The sequence below is a fragment of the Desertivirga arenae genome, assembly GCF_017355785.1.
Lineage (GTDB): Bacteria > Bacteroidota > Bacteroidia > Sphingobacteriales > Sphingobacteriaceae > Desertivirga > Desertivirga arenae.
In genome coordinates this window covers 77,265-97,457 of sequence record NZ_JAFEWE010000016.1, presented here as the reverse complement: position 1 = coordinate 97,457, position 20,193 = coordinate 77,265, and the positions used below count along the sequence as shown (strand labels likewise).

The following is a 20,193-nucleotide window of genomic DNA, read 5'->3' as shown; positions in this document are numbered from 1 at the left end:
GAAGTATCAAGAAGGATCGTTAAATTCATAAAGGTGACGCTGGCGATTCACATACCTTTGATCGTTATAAATTATTTACAAGGCTTAAATCTCACCGTATTATTGCTTTGCCTTTATTCAGGTTTGCTTCTTTTTGATTTCTACCTGTATAGAAGAAAGCACTTTCAGTTGCTTAAATTTTCAACAATTGTTGGGGTCAACCTTTTCTTCTGCCTTCTAAGTATTTTGCAGGGTCGTGACTCTGGTACCTATATGTATTTTATGCCAGTTTTTTTCTCACTTCCCTTTTTAATTGAGGAAAGCCCTCGCATGAAAAAGGAGATCATAATTTACCTTAGCTTTAGTACTTTATGCTTCGCCCTCTCCATTATCGCAACTAAAGAACACAGTCCCTACCAATACATTTCGCCGGAAAATCTGAGGGAGAAATTTTTTCAGAGCATGGTGGTATCTGTTGCGCTTTGCTGGGTTTTCTCTTTTATGGGACTCGACTTTCATAAGAAGTTTCTCGCAGCTATACTTTTGGAAAAAATACATGCCGAGGATGCGAGGAAGGAAGCAGAAAAAGCAAACCGGGCAAAAAGCACATTTCTTGCTACAATGAGCCATGAAATCCGGACTCCAATGAATGGGGTGATTGGAATGGCTAATCTTTTATCCTCCACAAAGCTCGATAAAGAGCAGGAAGAATACCTTGAAATTATTAAAACAAGTGGTTCTGCTCTGTTAGAGCTTATCAATGATATTCTTGACTATTCGAAGATCGAATCGGGAAGCATGGAGCTTGAACAGCATGACTTTAATATCCGGACTTGTGTTGAAGAGGTAATGGACCTTTTTTCTATCAAGGCAGCAACTCAGGGCTTAGACCTTATTTATCAGGTTGATCCGGCAATTCCCAACAGTCTTATTGGAGACAGTCACAGGCTTCGCCAGGTGCTTATTAACCTGATCAATAATGCTCTTAAATTCACACCGGATGGTGAAGTATTTCTTAAACTCTCCCTGCTTAAATTTGAAGATGGGAAAGCTAAAGTCTTATTTGAAGTAAAGGACACAGGTATTGGAATCCCTGAAGATAAGATTGGCAGGCTTTTTAAAGCTTTCTCTCAAGTTGATTCATCAACGACAAGAAAATATGGTGGAACCGGATTGGGACTTGTAATTTGCGACAAGATCGTACAGTTGATGGGTGGTGAGATCACGGTAAAAAGTACTTTAGGTGTTGGTACAACATTCTCATTCATTGTTAACTGCTCCACATCTACCAAAGGTCAACTGCATTATGCAAACCTTAATACTAAATCCAACGAAAATAAGAAGGTTCTTCTTGTCGATGATAACAAGCATTATCTTGAGGTTCTTAAACATCAGTTAGGGCAGTGGAAGCTTGAAGTGGCTGTTGCAGGGTCAGGAGCAGAAGCACTGGCTCTTCTTGACACTAACTCCGAATACAGCCTGGTAATAACAGATAAGCTAATGCCGGAAATGGACGGTGTAGAATTAGCACAAAAGATTAAGGAGAAAATACCTGCCATACCTATTATTCTTCTAAGTGCCGTGGGCGACGAAAACCGTAGTAAATACCCTCATTTATTCTCATCTGTTCTTACGAAGCCTGTTAAGGAGAGCCAGCTTTATTCAACACTTCAAATCGAACTCAAAGGAAATAGTGGTGGTAAAAAACAGGAGGTAAAGCTTTCCCAGGGTCTTGAACTAACTGCTGATTTTGCCAAAGAGTATCCCCTATCGATTCTTTTGGCCGAAGACAACCTGATCAATCAGAAGCTTGCCCTAAGAGTACTTGGTAAACTTGGATATCATATCGATATTGCGGGTAATGGCGTAGAAGCTGTGGGAATGGCGCAGGAAAAGCTGTACGACCTGATTCTGATGGATGTTCTTATGCCTGAAATGGACGGCCTCGAGGCTACGCGAATAATTCGATCAGGAACTCAACGACAACCCCACATCATAGCTATGACAGCCAACGCTTTACCTGAGGATAAAGAAGCCTGTTTTGCTGCAGGAATGGATATATATATATCCAAACCGTTCAAGATGGATGAACTACTGTCTGCACTGAAAAATGTATCAGGACTACAAAGAAATACTATACCAGGGTAAATTGCCCTGGCTAAAAGATCACGTCCTCAGTGATCAGTTCCAGCTCCTCCTCAAAAAACTCTCTGTCTTTTCCACCGTCTAATGTAACAACAACCTTTTCCCCGACATTATATGGGAACGAAATGTAGCCTGACTGATCTATGGTTTTTACCCTTACTTTGTCTAAAACATTAAATCTCATACTCGAATTTTTAGAGCTTCAAAACTGGCAGAAAAGAGAAAAATTAAGAAATTAAGTTTTCAACGTGGTATTAAATTAAGGCAAAGACATTTACACTTTTTTCCTCACGATTATTCCCTTTTTAAAATCCTAAGGAACGGGAAAATTCTTCCTGAAAGACTAAATGTGCAGGAGTAGTTCTCAAGAAGCAAAAGCACAAAAGGAAGGATCAACAATAAAAAACCCTGTCGCTATGAGAGCAAACAGGGTAACCTAAACCTTATCACAATTAGTGTTTATTACGAGATTAATTTGCTTTAGTTATATCCCGAATGTCATCCGATTGTTACAATAATTACAGTGCTTTCACCTTACAAACTGAAGGTGATTCTTAAATACTCTTGACAAAAAGACTACTTTTATAAGTGATCCAGATAATACAATTTCTCGGAGGAAAATTATATATTGCATCCAAAACAACGTTATTAGGTTCGTATTCGTGTTATGGAAAATTATTCTAACTCATTCACCGTTCGGGTTGCAATTGGAGACAGAAATTATAGGTTAGATGTGGTTGTTGGTTGTGACGGCAAGGAGCTACCATCCTACTATACTCTTTGCGAAGGACCAGTTCCCCTTGCAGTAATTCATAACACCCATGATGGTGGATGGGAATGGGTTGAAGGAGGGTTTATGCATCAGCCAGCAGAATATATTGGAAAGTCTATCGAAGAGTTACTTATAAGTAATTCCTAAAAGGTAAAAGCAACCGCCGATATTTTTTATGGCGATTGCTTTAATCACTTTCCTCTCGGTAGTACTGGCACCTTACAGATATTAGCCCACTCTCTTCAATTTTAGAGGCTGGTTTAGATCTACCATTAAGGGTACTTTCTCCTCTGCCACAGAGCTCAGATCTAAACCGAAAGTCTTAACGTCAGACAATCCAACTTTTCGCAAAACCTGATGATACGACATTACTACCCGGTCTATAAGGTTTAAGCTATAAACATCAGATAGAACTTTTTCGATCACTATAAACTTAAAATCACCCGCGATCTTAAACTCTCGGAGAGACTCATAGCGGCTTGATATATTTACCTCTCCTCTTTCTACCAATTCTTCTACTACACTTCGAAGCAGACCTGAAATTCGAGGCTCAACTTTAAAACCAAGTTTAAAGTCTATCCTTAACAACTTGCCAGGAATAAAGGAGCTTACTTTATATTCCATAGTAAATGGTTCATCTGTAACATCCACATGGAGCAACCAGTAAACATCAGCACGCTTTGGATTCTTTTGAATTATAGAGTACATTATTGATTGTTCTATCTCTGAATGAAAGTTAGAGCTCGTAAGATAGACCAGTTGAGAGGCGTATTTAGCAACTGAATGATCATTACTCAGCCTTTCAATTACTGGGAGATATTCCTCCAGCTCAACAAATCTGGTATAGCGACTACGCACCATCCTGCCTCTTGACCACGCCCACATTATTGAAAAAAGGAAGCTTCCCAATAAGATGGTGAACCAGCCGCCGTGCATAACTCGTGGAAGATTACCAGCAAGAAAAGTGAGCTCAATAATACCAAAAGTAACGGTGAACAAAATAATCAGAAAAAGAGGATAGTGCTTCCTTTTCATGTACTCTCCAACCAGAAGAGTGGTCATCAGCATCGTTATGGTGATGGAAAGCCCATAGGCATGCTCCATTTTTTCAGACCGCTCAAACAAGAATAAAATTACCATACAACCAATCCATAAAAGCCAGTTCATGGAGGGTACGTAAATCTGCCCCTTCTGCAATGAGGGATAGTTGATTCTTACCTTGGGCCATAAGTTTAGACGGACGGCTTCGGCAATAAGGGTAAATGATCCGGAAATTAATGCCTGACTTGCTATTATAGCCGCCAAGGTTGCAATACCAATTCCGTACACCAGGAACCAATCAGGCATCAGACTATAGAAAGGACTCTGATTGTTCAATTTCTCTCCTATGTGTTGTGATAACCATACTCCTTGTCCCAGGTAATTTAGTACCAGGCATAACTTTACGTATATCCAGCTAACACGAATATTTGCCTTGCCACAATGCCCAAGGTCAGAATATAAAGCTTCGGCACCTGTTGTACAAAGAAACACTCCCCCAAGTATTAAAAAGGCCTCAGGATGTGTGGTTAAGATGCTATAAGCGTACCAGGGGTTAAGACCTCTCAGGATCTGAGGAGAATCTATGATGTAATTGAGACCCAGAATAGCCAGCATAGTAAACCAAATCCACATGATTGGACCAAAGGCTTTTCCGATAAGGGCAGTACCGAATTGTTGAATAATAAAAATTGCCGTCAAGATCCCCACCACGATAGGGATAGTTGGAATATGAGGATATCGCAGTTCAAGGCCTTCTATTGCAGATGATACTGTAAAGGGCGGGGTAATAATTCCGTCGGCAAGCAAAGCCGCACCACCTATCGTTGCCGGTATCATAAGCCATTTAGCACGTCTCTTTACTAATGAGAATAACGAAAAAATGCCCCCCTCTCCCTTGTTATCGGCTTGCAGGGTAATTAGTACGTATTTAATAGTAGTTTGAAGCGTTAGTGTCCAAAAAACACAGGATAAGCCCCCAAGAATAAGATTCTCTGTTATTACCCGTGTACCAATTATCGATTTGAATACATATAGAGGTGAGGTACCAATATCTCCATAAATTATTCCTAAACTAATTAATATTCCTGCTGCTGATAATTTATGTACGTGTTTATGAGTTTCCATATAGTTAAAAAAGTATGTGATAAGGTTAGGTTAAAATTGTGTTTAAGGTTTAAGGTTGCCCTGCTTCTTTTCGAAAAAAGCTTGTTGTCTATGGAATAAATCCATCTTTTTTTGTTGCATAGTATTTAGTTTAAGGTTAACAATTTATTATTATCGATGATCCGTACTGTCCAGCAAATCTGTTGCGGGGATTCTGATACCAACTGCTTTCTGTACAACAGGAAAAAATAGAAAATCGTACTTGACAGGACTTGAACAGGTGGATGAAAGCCAACCAAGGATTAGAAGAAGAAGCAAGGTTAAAAAAATTAAACCACTTGCTTTTAAATCTTTAACTAACTCAAATGGCTTCATTACGCTTCCGATTAGGGTGTTCTCTTCCCGGACAGGTCTAAAACCCGCCAATTCCAGTTTATTCATTCTGATTATATGATTACTATTCTGCTGTCTTTAATTTCAGATAACTAGGTCGGTAATGTAATATCAGCCCTGGTTTTAGGTATGGTAAATCCAAATGTACTACCCTTGCCTGGCTTGCTGATCACAAATATCTGTCCCTTTTGCGCTTCGATGAAGTCTTTCGAAATTGCCAGTCCCAAGCCTGTTCCTGTCTTTTTTCCTGATTCAGAAGGCACCTGAAAATATCGTTCAAAGATCTTCTTCTGGTACTGAAGCTCAATTCCCGGTCCTTCGTCAGTAACTGTAAACTCCACCATGTCTCTTTTCAACCGTACCTGGATCAGGATTTTACTACCAGAAGGGCTATATCTTAAGGCATTGGACAAAAAATTAACTAACACCCATGCCGTCTTCTCTTCATCTGCCGTAATGGTGCTTATACCTTCTTCCGTAAACACATTCAGCTTAACAGCTTTTTGGTCTGCCTGAAATTGAACAGCTGTTCGGGCATAATCAACTATTGCCATTGCGGGCGCTTCCTGTATCGTAAGATGAATATTGCCGCTCTCTAACTGTGACAGATCTAACAATTCTCCTGTTATCCGCAGTAACCGGGTGGCATCATCACGTATGTTCTGGATCAAAGATTGCTGCTCTTCATTCACTTTACCGATCCGTTCATCTTCTAAAAGCTTTAAGCTTAGTTTTATAGAAGATATGGGTGTTTTAAGTTCGTGAGAGATTGTAGCTATAAAATTTGTTTTTGCTGCATCTAATTCATGAAAACTGGTAATATTATTCAGGATCATCACCTTTCCAATAGCCTCCTCCTGGTTCTTCACCTCGATTGTTTCCTTCGCAAAAAAACATTCTCCATTTCGTGTACTAAACTCTATCTCCTTGTGATCCTCCTTCCGGAATACTTCGTCAAAAAGCCGGTTCCGTGCAGCAACTTCCTGTGCATTTTTCCCTTCGTCTGCTTTACTTAATTTCAAAAGATCAGAGCCTATTGGATTAACGAACAGGATTTTATCATCAGCATCAAAACCTATTACCCCATCGGTCATACTATTAATGATCGTCTCTATACGCCGTTTTTCAAACAGCACTTTCGCAAGATTACTACTCTCATATTCTCCAAGCTTCTGTGCCATACCATTGTACGCAGTTGCCAACTCTCCCAATTCGTCGTCAGTATAGATCTTCAACTGTTGGTTGTATTGTTTATTGGCAATTGCCTTGATCCCCGCCAGTAATTCCTGTAATGGATTTGCTATATAACCGGGAAAATTCACCATAAAAGAAAAACCGACCAGAAGACAAAAAGCAGTGATCAATCCTAAGACAAGAGTGACATTTTCAGCAATCTGCTGACTCCGGATATTCTTGATATAAATCGCCTTAAGATTTATCTTTTCGATCCTGTCAATGCTTTTCTCCATTCGTATCTTTTGATCCTCTCCGGGCATTGAGCCTCCAGTTTGCTTGAATATCCTTCGAACCTGTTCCGTTGCAGCTCTCTCTCCAGGCTCCGTAACATTTTCCTCTTGCAATCTCAGATACTTTTCGAACAAACCCATTTGATTCCCGCCCGTGTCGCCCGACTTATTAAGCTGATTGTTCAGTTGCCTTACGTATTGTAAACTTTTATAATTTGATGTAAGGATAGACTGCGAAACTTCCGACAACTGTTGCAGATAATATCCTGCAAGTACACCTACTATAAGGTTGAGCAGAAATAAGAGCCCGATGCCTAACTGAAGTTTACTTTTTATCTTCATTTGTATTATGGGTTATTCTATATACGTGCCAAAAATGAAAAAGCCCTTATAGTGCACGTACAAGGGCATATCTTAGAAGAATCATGTTTATATTTTTCCAAAATGAAACTACTTTTTCCATTTTGAAAATTAAGTCAGCTGGTATTCTTCAATCTTACGATATAAAGTTGTAAGACCAATATTCAGTATTTTTGCAGCTTCCGCTTTATTACCTTTCACCAATTGTAGTACTTTTTGAATATGTGCTTTTTCTATCCCATCGAGGCTCAAAGAAGAGAGGTTATTCCCTGTCTCCAACTGGTATTCAAAAGGAAGATCAGCTTCTGTTAATAGTTCTCCCTCCGCAAGGATGACCATTCGCTCCATCACATTCTTCAATTCTCTGACATTACCTTTCCAGGGAATCTGTTTTAGTTTGTTTCTCAAGCCCTCACTTAAGGCCTTCACTTTCTGATTAGATTTGATATTAAATTCCTCCAGATAAGACTCAGCAATAAGGGGAATATCATCGCTTCTCTCGCGCAGCGATGGTAATACAATTCGAAACACAGAGATCCGGTAATATAGATCCTCTCTGAAATTGCCAGACTTTATCTCTTCCTGTAAATCCCTGTTAGTGGCAGCTATCAATCGTAAATTAACTTTAGAAACCTTCGTTTCTCCTACTCTGATATACTCCCCACTCTCAAGTACACGTAACAGTTTGGCTTGCAGGTCCGCACTCATTTCCCCTATTTCATCCAGGAATAAAGTTCCACCATCTGCTTCTTCCAGCAGCCCCTTCTTATTTTTAACTGCACCGGTAAAGGCTCCGGCAGTATGGCCGAATAACTCACTCTCTAATATCTCGCGAGAAAAAGCACTGCAGTTAATGGCTACAAAAGATTTATTACTACGCCTGCTGGCTTGATGGATAGATTGAGCAAAAACTTCCTTTCCCGTTCCAGTCTCGCCATTTAACAGTACTGTTGCATCTGTTTGGGCCACCCTTTGAGCCAAGGTAATTGCCTGCTTTATTGCAGCTGATTCACCTGTTATCTTATCAAAACTATACTTTCTGGAAACTTTGCTTTCAAGCTCTCTTATACGGTCCTGAAATTTTATTTTTTCAAAAGCCTTGCTGATTAAAGGAATGATACGCTCATTATCATCCCCTTTCACAATATAATCGTAAGCTCCATTCTGGATTGCCTTAACTCCGTCAGAGATAGTTCCAAAGGCTGTTAGCACAATAACTTCAATATGAGGGTACTTATCCTTTAGCACCCTGGAAAAATCGACACCATTGCCATCAGGTAAACGAACATCGCTAAGCACAATTTGAACATCTTCCCGCTGTAAAAGTGCTTCTGCTGCTTTTATACTTTCGGCTTCGAGAATTCTGTAACCTTCAAGCTTTAAAATCCGAGCTAAAAGCTCCCTTAACTTTTGCTCATCGTCTATTATCAGAATGGATTGCATAATTGCTACTAAGGTTAAAAAGAAATTTATTTAATGCAACAACAAAGAATAGGTCAACCTACTGGCGATACTTAACTTTTCTACTACTCCTTTGAAAGGTATTCGTGTTCTTATTGAAATAGGATTCTAATGCCTTATACCGGTAAGTGAATATCTGCTTCACCTTTTTGTGTACGAACAATTCTCCGGCGAGCCAGCCTATAATCCACTTTCCTATATCGTAGTGCAGTATATCTGTCATTAACACGCCGCCATCCTGTTCCTTAAAATGGTGTTCATGATGCCAGATATTATAAGGTCCTTTGCGCTGTTCATCAACAAAAAACTGTCGATCTTTTATATGGGTGATCTCCGTGCACCAGTCTAAAGGAATATTAAGCATTGGCTTAATCTTATAGGTAATGATCAAGCCCTCGTACATTTTCTCCGGTAGATCTGAAGTAATTTCAAATGTAAGATCCGGCGGAGTAACTTCATTAAGATTCCGGGGAGTAGCAAAAAATTCCCAGGCCTCATCTAAAGTGATAGGTAAAAATTGCTCCTGCTTTAATTTACGCATAATCGATTATCAACAAGCAAATGTAATATTCTACTCCTTGCTTAGCTGATATTTAAATAAAAAAAGCCTCCACAAGGAGGCCTTATGTGTGATAAAGCTATGGTTGCTATTTATTACTGGATACAACTTGCGATGCTGGTTTTAAGACATCGAGTATAGGTTTTGCGACTCCCTGCAATTTCACTTGTTCCGGTTTATTCAGTTCAAGAACAATGATTTCATTCCTTCCTGATTTCAGCCATTCCACAGGTACGTAAACAGTCTGCTGAGGCCCAATCTCCCAGTATTTACCAAGGTTATGACCATTAACCCATACCACTCCCTTACCCCAGTTAGAGAAATCAAGATAGGTATCGGCTGCTTTTGATATTGTAAAATACCCTCTTTTCACCTGAGGAACGCCAGGTAGGATGCTTGCAGAAGTTTTAGCAGGTACAGATTGGATGTTATCAAATGGCAACCTGAACATTTGCCAGCCTTTCAGCTCTTTTCCTCCAAGTAAAGCTTGTTCTGTAATACCCTTTTTGTTTTTTAACAAATAAGGACCAAAGTTGATACGTCCCATGTTTTCTACCAGGATATCTAAACGAACCTTCCCTTTTGGAAGGTCCAGTTGAATACTATCCTGATACAAGCGACGATCCAGTGCCCCTACTCTTTTCCCATTCACAAAGACAACTCCGTAATCTCTGAGATCTTTGATCTTTAGCGTTTGCCTTGTACCTCCATTAACAGTTGTACGATACATTACATAACCGTAGGCCTGGTTTAGATCCTCAAAAGTTAAAGGCTTTGTGTTTGAAACAGGATTAGACAGAAGGTCGAAGATACTTGTGCTTCCTGTGAAAGTAACTGCGGAAGTAGCGGTAGCAGGCTTAGCCGCAGGAACAGCAGGCAATACAGTTCCCGGAGGAAGATTACGTTGAATAGCCTCCCTGAATTTCATAAACTTATGTGTTGCATTTCCTGCTTCATCTAAGGGTGCATCATAATCGTAGCTGCTGATCTGCGGCTCGTAAGGATTCTTATCATTAAAGTTAGCACCATTCATGAAATCACGGGTAGTTCCTCCGTGGAACATATACATATTTATTGATATACCGGCTCTAAGCGCCGTATCTAGTTTACCTGCATACTGTTCTGCTGGCACTGTGTGGTGTTTAGTTCCCCACCAATCAAACCAGGCAGGATACCATTCGGCAATATAGTAAGGCCCTTTTCCTCCGTGATTCTCATTGATAAGGGACTTTACTTTCTTAGGATCATCCACTCCATTAATGGCAGGGAGCAAGCCAGGAAGGTGGCCGTCTTTGATTGCTGCCTGAGGGTCACAGGTATAAAGAATTCCATCAAAACCAGCTTCAATGAACATCTTCCGATTGATATCGAGGTATTCCTTATCCGCACCATAAGAACCATATTCGTTCTCAATCTGCACCATAAGGATATTTCCCCCATGGTTCACCTGTAAGGGAGCAAGCTGCTTTCCAACTTCTTTTATGTAATTGCGGTAGGCCTGAAGATACTGAGGTTCCTTTCCACGTACCTCCAGTCCTTTAATATTCTGCAGCCAGTACGGATACCCTCCGAACTCCCACTCCGCACAAACGTAGGGACTAGGTCTCAGTACTACCCATAAACCTTCTTCTTTTGCAATCCTTACAAATTCGGCAATATCATTATTCCCTGAAAAATTGTACTTCCCCTTTTCCGGCTCGTGGACGTTCCAGAAAACGTAGGTACCGATAGAATTCAACCCCATTGCCTTGGCCATTTTCATTCGAGCTCTCCAGGCTTCCCTTGGAACACGCGGATAATGGATTTCCCCCGAAATCATTTGAAAAGGTTTCCCATCTAAAAGGAAAACAGAATCTGCTAATGCAAAAGTGTGTGATGATGTTTGAGCCTGCAGCCCTTGTCCTGCCGACAACAGCAAACCAAGAAGTGCAAGTTTGCGAGCAATTTTATTCATAATTATGTGTTTATCTCTGATTTCTTATCGACCTGATTTCAATGTTAGGGATACTGGTTTCAGGCCCACGGAACTAATTGTAATCTTTATATCGCCGGGCCTTCCGGTTGACTGAACATAGGCCAGCAGCTTTCCGTTGTATATTTTTCGTTTTTTTAATTTATAATCTTCGTGACTGGCAAGGTCTCCGCTTTCTAAGCCTAGTAATACAGCAGGCCCCTCTACCTGCACAGCAACCTCATTATCAGCTTCGAATATCGCATTTCCTTCCTTATCTTGTATTTGTATTTCAACATGGGCTACCCCCTTTTCACTTGCAATTAGTTGCCTTTTGTCTACTGTTACTCCAATATGTGAAGGTTCTGAAGATGTCTTCAGCGAAAAAGAAGCAGCTGCTTTTCCTGTTTTCTCAAGGCTTTTAACCATCAACTCCCCCGGCTCATAGCTAAGCTCCCAAAACAGCCCTCTTATATTGTCAGACTTTGTCTTCACACCAAGCGACTTTCGATTGAGAAAAAGCTCCGCTTTGTTGGCGTTGGTGATACAATTAACACGGATAATATCTCCTTTTTCCCAGTTCCAGGATGGCTTATTATTTCTCCAGGATCGTTCTTCTGATCCTTCTGTAATTTTAGATACTGTTAAGAAGGTCATAGGTTTATCAAGCCATAATGCCTGACGGGCATAAAAGTCAGTCTTAGGAAAACCTGCAAGATCAAGCAGTCCTGCTCCACTACTTCTTACAGGCCAGATCCGGGCTTCTCCCATAAAATCAAAGCCAGTCCAGAGAAATTGACCAAAGATATTTTTGCTGGTATCTACTGCTCTCCAGGCCTCTGCATTTTTTCCGTTCTCACTTCCATAGATAATTCTGCCAGGATAAGCCTTATGATCTTCTTCGTAGCGGTATTCCTGATAGTTATAACCCACGATATCCAGGTTTTGAGGATAACTTGTTGTATTTGACATCACCACACCGGCCAATGCCGCAGTCACAGGTCTTGTGGTATCAACCTGTTTTACGACCTCTACCAGCCGCTTCGATATTTCTGCCAGTCGACTCGCAGGAGGATTACCCTGTTGATATCCCTTACCATAGATCTGAGGGTTACGACCAGTGCTTAAGACTTCGTGAGTATAAGGGTCGTTAGGGTAGTCGATTTCATTTCCTATGCTCCACATAATAATAGAAGGATGGTTGCGGGTTCTCAATACCATGTCTCTCAAATCCCGTTCAGCCCATTCTTTGAAGTCCTCGTGATATCCGTCCCGGCCAGGTTTGCCTACATTCCAGCCTTCAATCCATTTGTTCTTTCCCTCTTCCCACTCATCAAAAGCTTCGTCCATCACCAGGAATCCAAGTTGATCACATAGATCGTACATATAATCCTGATGAGGATAGTGACTCATTCGTATGGCGTTGCATCCCACCTCCTTCAACTTCATCAACCTTCTCAACCAAACTTCTTCCGGAACAGCCGCCCCTAAAGCTCCGGCATCATGGTGTACGCAAACGCCTTTTAGCTTCATGTTCTTACCATTAAGGAAAAATCCATCATTGGCATCAAAGCGAATATTTCTGAAGCCCACCTGCTTTTTATATGCATCTATCAGCTTTCCATCTTTTAAAACTCTCACGTTTAAGGTGTAGAGACCGGGAGTTTCCGGAGACCATAATTTGGGATGATCTACGGGAAGTGTAAACTTCAAGTCCTGGTTCGATGATGCTGAAATAGAAACAGACTTGCTGATACTGGCGAAGGTTTTGTTACCAGAAATAAGGCTAGCTTCAACCCTGAGGGATGCATTTGACGCGGAACTGTTTGCAAGGGAAACACTAACCTGAGCAATAGAATTCTTCTCCGAAACCTGAGGCGTGCTGAAGCTAAGGCCCCAAGTAGGAATATAAACCAGATTTTTCTTAATAAGATACACATTACGGTAAATGCCGGAGCCTGGATACCACCGAGAGTCGGCAAACTTTGAATGGTCGACCCTAACCGCAATAGTGTTTTTTCCCTTTTTTAAATAAGCGCTGAGTTCGTATTGAAAGGAAATATAACCATTTGGTCTTTTTCCTAGATAGTGGCCATTGATCCAAACCTCGCTGTTTTTGTAAACACCGTCGAAATAGATGAAAGTCTTGATCGCAGGATCAGGCTTTTCGAGGTTAAATGACTTACGATACCATCCTATTCCTCCCGGAAGATATCCAGTGCCACTCGCCCACTCTTTGCTGAACGGCCCTTCAATACTAAAGTCGTGTGGAAGATCTACAGCTCGCCAGCCACTGTCGTTGATGCTTTCATTTTGAGCATTCCTGAACTCGCCCTTATGAAACTTCCAATCCTCATTGAACAAAGACTTGCCATACTCCTGTGCGTAGCCAAGCTTAAGCTGCAGGATTAAAATCAGAAAGAGAAAGCATCTATTCATATTCTAAGTGTGTGTATTTTTTAATCAAGTTCAGAGATAAACGTTGTAATACTATTTGCTTCGAGGATAACGTTGCTTCCTGCAGGAAAACCTTGTTTTACAGTTAGATCTTTTGATGCATTAGTAGTATAAGAAGTCAAATTTTTCATTTTCCCGCTACTGGTATTGAGCGTTAATTCGGCTTGCTGAGCATTTGAATTTATAGCTACGGTTACCAATCTGTTATCCGGTGTTTTATAAGATGAAATCAGAACTTCGGGCTCGCCCATAGCGGAAGTATTTAACCGCACTGAACCCGGAACAATAAAACGGCTGTAATTACCTAAAGCCCACAACATCTTACTGCTATAAAAATTTCCGTCAGTTTTATTTTTATCAATATAAACCAGACCGTCTTTATAATCATAAGGAGAAACTGCAGTCCACCATTGCCATGCTGAGGCCCCTGCGTTTACAAGGTCGTTGTGAATAACTCTGGCCAGATAGAGAGCTGATGCCATTCCAAGGTCCCGTCCCTCTCCTTTTATTTCATTTTCATTATCACCAAGAATACAATACTCGGATTGCCACAGCTTTAAGTTGTTGGTTGAAGCTAGTTTTGAAGCCATTTCTTTTCTTATAGAAACTGCTTTTGCATAGGTAGATGTAGTGAAATAACTGTGTGCCGCAATTAATTTTTCAACCTTGGTTAAATTGCCGATGTAGTCTGCTGATGAAGGATTGAAAAAGGCATCGATTTGATTCCCCTTATCGGCCTTACCATGAGCGGAGTATAAAAATTCGTATTGTCCGGCTTCTGAAACGAGGATTTTGGTTTGTAAACCGGTTGTTTTTAAAGAGGCGTCCAACGCTTTTACAATTCCTGAAATATTATTATTAGTAAAAGGTGTACCCTCCTGCCCCCCATTACTCCAGTCCCACTGAGGCTCATTTACCGGACTTACGTAATTGAACGCGACGCCAGTTTTATCATAGATCCCTTTTATAGCGTTGGCCAGATAATTGGCAAATGATGGATAATTTTCTGCAGAAAGGTTAGGCATTGATGCATTTGCAAAAGCCTTTTTAGTAGTTGTAAATTGAACAGGGGGACTATTCGTAAAGGCAAGGAACTGGTTTACGCCACGTTCTTTTGCCGCTTTCAAAAACCATATTTGGCCCGCCTGCAAATTCCAGTTGTAATTTCCGTTATCATTCAGAAAAGACTCAGCCCGTCTCCATTCATCTGCAATGCCACTTTGACTTCCCTGTTGAGCACTACCTGCTCCTAAATTAAATCTCCACATGGAAAGACCAATCCCTTCGGGCGATCCATCGGCTTTCAGTTTCTTGCTGAATAAAAGATCAGCAATGGCGCTTTTCTTCGTATCGGGCCAATTACCAACAAATTGACAAGCCCAGGCATCTGAAGCTCCGAAATTGTCAATAGTTTGGTAAGTTTTGTTTAAATCAATCGTTACACTGATTTTTCTTATGTCGGTACTAGTGCCTGCCTTTCCCAAGTCTTTATCTTTCCCGCAGGCAACAATACCGGCAAAAATCAAAAAGGGAATAATAGCTGTTATATGTTTTATTTTCATCTTTTTAAATTGATCAGAGATGCTAACTAACAATTAGCCATCTCCGATCTATTATTAACATTCTAATCCTATTCCTTACAATCCCCAGCTATAGTGAACTTTGAAAAGCTACCTAGTATTTAGGATTTTGAGGTAGTTTATTGCCAGAAGCCTGGATTTCAGCTCTTGGAATTGGTAACCAATAATGTTGTTCCAGGAACTTCCTTCCTTCCAGAGCCACCTTCTTTTGGTAAGAAAAAGTATTCCCTGTTTTAGTAATAGTTATTCCTTCCGCAGGGGCATTTTCTGTTTGCTCAGCAATTTTCCAGCGACGCACATCATAGAAGCGATGCTCTTCAAATGCCAGTTCCACCCTGCGTTCTCTACGTATAGCTTCCCGCATTTGATCTTTCGTCATTCCTGCTGCAAGGGCAGGCATATTTACCCCATTTCTTGCCCTTATCTGATCAATTGCAGCTTTAGCTGAAAGCGTTGCTCCTGCTGGGATTACTTCAGGACCATATACTTCATTTGCAGCTTCAGCGTAGTTAAGCAAAATCTCCGCATATCTAAAATAGATCCAAGGCTGCAATCCTGCAATGTTCCAGGGGTTATTAATAGGCATGCTCTCATCCACGAATTTTTTCAGGTAATACCCGGTTTTTGAAGTATTCCAATTGGATGGTCCATCTTTACTATCCCTGCCTCCAGGCACAAAAGTTTCAACTGCCCTTCCACGGTAGGGAGATCCATTATATAAGACAGTATATGTGAAGCGAGGATCACGATTACTATATGGATTTTGAGGATCATAACCAGATGTAGGATCTGTGATCAATTTACCGTTATTCATTTCATAGGAATCTACCAAATTCTGTAAAGGAAGGTTTCCACCCCATGCATCGTAACCATTGGGTCCGTTTGCAATTTCCATGGGAACGTGTCTGGCACCTATTGTATAATAGCGCGCAAAGATCACCTCGCTATTTTCACTTGAACTTATAAACATGTTCTGGTAGTTGGAACTGAGGCTGTATTTGTTTAAATCAATTACTGCTTTGGCAGCATCAAATGCAGCCTGCCAGGTACCAGCATTGTAAAGAGGACTAGCGGCGTAAAGAAGCAATCTTGATTTCAGAGCGAGCGCTGCGCCCTTTGTTGCCCTACCTTTCAACCAACTTGAATTATTATTTGAGGGAAGATCAGCGGCAGCTGTGTTTAATTCGTTTACTGCATAGTTTATACACTCTGCAAGGCTCTTTCTTTCAAATAAAGATCCATCAGTATAATCGGTGCCGAGTTCATATACTTTATCTCCTAAAAGAGGAACACCGCCATAATTTCTAATTAAGTCGTGGTATCTGAAAGCTCTGATAAACTTTAATTCTGCCCGCAACCATTTCTTGTGGCTTTCGCTGATAGTCACCTTATCAATGTTTGCTAAAGCATAGTTACACTCTCTGATACTTCGGTAGCTCCGGCCCCAGAAGGTTCCTGCTATCCCCAGATTATCCGGAGATAGCTCCCCCTTCTGGACTAACCATGTGTTATCATCATTATTGTAGATACTCTCGTCTGTAAGAGAGCTCCACATTGCATATTCAAATCCTCGACCAAAGCCTGGTAAAGTTCCTTCGGCCTCTTTGTTGGTAAGCCGGATGCCCAAATAACGGTTGATAACATAGGCCTCAAATGTTACGGAGTCACCCGTAATAGCCGCATCAGAAACTCTATCGGTAGGAGTAACATCAAGCATATCATTCTTACAAGATGCAACAAGCGATACCGAGGCAGCCAGATAAATTATATTTAAAAATTTTGTCGCTTTCATGATCATTAAAATTTAACGTTAAGGCCCAGATTAACAATTTTTTGTTGTGGATAGAATTGACCGCTTTCGTTGTTCAGCTCAGGATCAAAGTCTTTCACTTTAGTAATAGTAAAGACGTTGAATGCATTAGTATAAACTCTTACACTTTGCAGCTTGATACCCGACAGCAACCGTTTCGGTAATGTATAACCCAGTTCAACATTCTTAAGTCGGAAAAAGGCAGTATTGAAAAGCCAGAAATCATTTTGATAAAGACCGCCACTGATTGCTGAAGATGCACGAGTGTCTACCCTTGGAAAGGTTCCGTTTGGATTTGTTGGACTCCAACGGTTATCCGCCCATGAGCTATAATAATTCCCTATCGTTCCTGCTTCACCTAACACATATTGTCTTACCCTTCCTTGTCCCGAAAACACAGAGGAGAAATCAAATCCTTTCCAAGAGGCATTAAATGTAAAACCATAAGTTAGCTGCGGTATATTACCCAGCTCAGTTCTTGTCCGGTCATTTGCATCGATCTTACCGTCTTTGTTGAAGTCTTCAAAAATCAAGTCTCCAAGCTTAGCGCCGGTAACATGCGGGGTATTGTCTAATTCCTGTTGAGTTCTGAAAATTCCGGTAGTGCGGTAAAGCAAATAAGAATTCAGTGGATTTCCTGTTTGACGCTGATACTCCAAAACACTTGGAGCTTCATCCACAAACACTTGTTTATTTTTAGCCAGAGTGATATTTCCAGAAATACCATAACTGAAGTTTCCGCGGTGATTATAACCGAGGGTTGATTCAAAACCCTTGTTATCTATCCTTCCAATGTTCTCATTTGGAACTAAAGCACCCTCATACTGGTTCACAATTCCTGTCACTGCGGGAATAGATGCGTTTCGCTGTAAAAGAAGTCTGTCGCGGTTTTCCCGGAAGTAGATAAATTCGAAGTTGAAATTATTAAGGAAGGTTGTATTGAATCCAAGGTCAGTCTTCTTTGAAACTTCCCAGGTTATATTAGGATTAGCCAGCTTTACCAAATCTATACCTGGCACAACTGTGTTACCAAGGGTGTACTGATTATTAAAGACATAATTATTAATAAATTGATTAGCTATAACCCTATCACCTCCTAGCTCTCCATATGTAGCTCTAAGTTTTAGATCATTAACAAAAGGCACATTATTTTTAAACCATCCTTCGTTTGAAATTCGCCAACCTAACAATACGCCTGGAAAATAACCGAAGCGGTTTGATTCTGGAAATATTGAGGAACCATCAGCACGGAACTGCACTTCAGCCAAATACTTCTCTTTGAAATTATAGGCTACCTTTCCTAAATAACTTACCCTGCTTTCTTTCCCACTATACCCTCGCAACGTTCTATCCGAAGGATCGGTTCCTCCCTGAGATAGCTCTGGAGTTAGTGCTGTTGGAAAATTCCTGCTTGTAGCTTCAAAAAAGTCCCCTGAGCTACGACTTTGCTCATATGCAACGAAAGCATCAAGGCTGTGTTGTCCGAACTTCCTTTGAAAGTTCAATTTAATGTTTGCAGTAGAGAGGGTACTGTCTTTAGACGACTGGGTTAAAGACGCTTTTGATTCACCTACAGTCTTTGCATCGTAAGCTCCGGTTGCGGAGTTATATTGGTATACAAGATAAGGTTTTCTAAAGTTTCTAACGTCAAATCGATTTTTGTCAAGAGAATAAAAACCATCCACAGATAAACCTTTAACCTTGGAAATTGTGTATGAGGCTCTGAAAATACCATTCAATATCCACCTTGGGTTTTTATTAAGCCCGCCCATTTCAGTTACCATGGTGGCAGGGTTATTATTTTCAATGCCATTGGTAGGATAACCGTTAGGATAATAGGCAGATATAGTTGGATAAGCACGATAAACCGAGCGAAAGATATCTCCGGCACCGGAGGTAGGAAACTGCCTGTTCTCCTGTCTTCCAGCCAGGGACAAACCTATCTTTAAATCATTTGAAACAGTAGCGTCGATATTTGACCGGAAGTTATACTGGCTGTACTTTGTAGCACTGTTTTTATAAAGAGCTTCCTGATTAAGTGTTCCTAATGAAACGTAATACTTTACAGCTTCACTACCGCCGGTAAGAGAAAGACTATGCTGGCTTTGAGGTGCTGATTTCCGCAGTACCTGATCAGCCCAATTCGTATTGGGATAGTTTAATGGATCAGAGCCGTTTCTGAATTTTTCGATCTGCTCTTCTGTATAAACCTGATTCATGCCACCAGCAGGAGTGGCGTAGTACTGAATTTCATTCCTGATAGTTGCATAGGTAGCTGCGTCTGCCATTTCAGGTAATCTGGTCGGCGATGAAAATCCTTGGTTAAAGCTATATGAAATGCTTGGTTTACCATTCGCGCCCCTCTTCGTAGTCACCAGGATGACCCCATTCGCCGCCCTACTTCCGTAAACTGCAGCAGAGGCATCTTTAAGGATGGACCACGACTCTATATCATTAGGATCAAGCCTTTCCATACCACCTAGCTGACCCGGTACTCCATCTACAACAACCAGTACATCTCTGTTACCGGTAGTTGATATACCCCTTATAGTAATTTGAGAACCATCGTATCCCGGTTCTCCGCTTCTATTCGTCGCAATAACACCGGAAACACGTCCGGCTAATGAGTTTGAGAGATTGGGCTGAGGACTCTTTGCTACGTCGGATCCCTTAATAGTTGAAATAGATCCTGTAACTGTAGCTCTTTTCTGAGTACCATAACCCACTACAACAACTTCATCCAATGCTTTGGAATCGTTTGCTAAACTAATATTGATAGTACTTCGACCGTTTACCGGAACCTCCTGAGACTTAAACCCGATAAAACTAAAAACGAGAATTGCATTATTAGCAGGTACAGAAATTGAGTAATTTCCATTTACATCAGTACTTGAACCTGTAGCTGTATTTTTAACTTTTACACTCACCCCTGGCAGTGGGGCATTTGTGTTGTCTGATACTTTACCCCTAACGGTAACCTGAGCGGAGGCGGTAAGGACAGAGAATATCAATGAAGGCAGAATTAAGCCAAGCTTAATCCACCAGGTTGTGGCATATCTACTACGCATACTTAAAAGATGATTTGTTTAATAATTGGCTTGAAATAATTGGCTTG

The 20,193-nt window shown here is 40.8% G+C and carries 13 protein-coding genes; 2 read left to right on the top strand and 11 right to left on the bottom strand.

Features of this window, described 5'->3' with window-relative positions; translation table 11 throughout:
* Positions 1-309: 309 nt before the first annotated feature.
* The gene (locus J4N24_RS22205; RefSeq protein ID WP_207535951.1) at positions 310-2,127 is read left to right on the top strand and encodes a response regulator; all 1,818 of its coding nucleotides are present in this window, start codon (positions 310-312) and stop codon (positions 2,125-2,127) included.
* A gap of 10 nt (positions 2,128-2,137) precedes the next feature.
* On the opposite strand, the gene J4N24_RS22200 is transcribed toward J4N24_RS22205, so the two are convergent.
* Positions 2,138-2,308, bottom strand: a complete 171-nt coding sequence (locus tag J4N24_RS22200; protein ID WP_207535950.1) for a hypothetical protein — start codon at positions 2,306-2,308, stop codon at positions 2,138-2,140.
* Positions 2,309-2,791: 483 nt separating this feature from the next.
* On the opposite strand from J4N24_RS22200, the gene J4N24_RS22195 reads away from it, so the two are divergent.
* Positions 2,792-3,043 carry a hypothetical protein gene (locus tag J4N24_RS22195; RefSeq protein WP_207535949.1) on the top strand — a complete coding sequence of 84 codons (252 nt, stop codon included), beginning with the start codon at positions 2,792-2,794 and terminating at the stop codon, positions 3,041-3,043.
* An 81-nt stretch (positions 3,044-3,124) separates the two neighbouring features.
* On the opposite strand, the gene J4N24_RS22190 is transcribed toward J4N24_RS22195, so the two are convergent.
* The 10 genes from J4N24_RS22190 to J4N24_RS22145 form a co-directional block, all read right to left on the bottom strand.
* Positions 3,125-5,062 carry a KUP/HAK/KT family potassium transporter gene (locus J4N24_RS22190; protein ID WP_207535948.1) on the bottom strand — a complete coding sequence of 646 codons (1,938 nt, stop codon included), beginning with the start codon at positions 5,060-5,062 and terminating at the stop codon, positions 3,125-3,127.
* Between the two features lie 150 nt (positions 5,063-5,212).
* The gene (locus tag J4N24_RS22185; protein WP_207535947.1) at positions 5,213-5,482 is read right to left on the bottom strand and encodes a hypothetical protein; all 270 of its coding nucleotides are present in this window, start codon (positions 5,480-5,482) and stop codon (positions 5,213-5,215) included.
* Between the two features lie 44 nt (positions 5,483-5,526).
* Complete coding sequence (locus J4N24_RS22180; RefSeq protein WP_207535946.1) at positions 5,527-7,242, bottom strand: HAMP domain-containing sensor histidine kinase; 1,716 nt, start codon at positions 7,240-7,242, stop codon at positions 5,527-5,529.
* Between the two features lie 129 nt (positions 7,243-7,371).
* On the bottom strand, positions 7,372-8,703 hold the full coding sequence (locus J4N24_RS22175; RefSeq protein ID WP_207535945.1) for a sigma-54-dependent transcriptional regulator: 1,332 nt from the start codon (positions 8,701-8,703) through the stop codon (positions 7,372-7,374).
* 58 nt (positions 8,704-8,761) lie between these two features.
* The gene (locus J4N24_RS22170; protein WP_207535944.1) at positions 8,762-9,262 is read right to left on the bottom strand and encodes an SRPBCC family protein; all 501 of its coding nucleotides are present in this window, start codon (positions 9,260-9,262) and stop codon (positions 8,762-8,764) included.
* A gap of 106 nt (positions 9,263-9,368) precedes the next feature.
* The gene (locus J4N24_RS22165; protein WP_207535943.1) at positions 9,369-11,234 is read right to left on the bottom strand and encodes a glycoside hydrolase family 35 protein; all 1,866 of its coding nucleotides are present in this window, start codon (positions 11,232-11,234) and stop codon (positions 9,369-9,371) included.
* 24 nt (positions 11,235-11,258) lie between these two features.
* Positions 11,259-13,670, bottom strand: a complete 2,412-nt coding sequence (locus J4N24_RS22160; RefSeq protein ID WP_207535942.1) for a glycoside hydrolase family 2 TIM barrel-domain containing protein — start codon at positions 13,668-13,670, stop codon at positions 11,259-11,261.
* Positions 13,671-13,690: 20 nt separating this feature from the next.
* Positions 13,691-15,250 (bottom strand): glycoside hydrolase family 30 protein, encoded by a 1,560-nt coding sequence (locus J4N24_RS22155; RefSeq protein WP_207535941.1) that lies wholly within the window; start codon positions 15,248-15,250, stop codon positions 13,691-13,693.
* Positions 15,251-15,362: 112 nt separating this feature from the next.
* Positions 15,363-17,060, bottom strand: a complete 1,698-nt coding sequence (locus J4N24_RS22150) for a RagB/SusD family nutrient uptake outer membrane protein (protein ID WP_207535940.1) — start codon at positions 17,058-17,060, stop codon at positions 15,363-15,365.
* A gap of 5 nt (positions 17,061-17,065) precedes the next feature.
* On the bottom strand, positions 17,066-20,146 hold the full coding sequence (locus J4N24_RS22145) for a SusC/RagA family TonB-linked outer membrane protein (protein ID WP_207535939.1): 3,081 nt from the start codon (positions 20,144-20,146) through the stop codon (positions 17,066-17,068).
* Positions 20,147-20,193 lie beyond the last annotated feature (47 nt).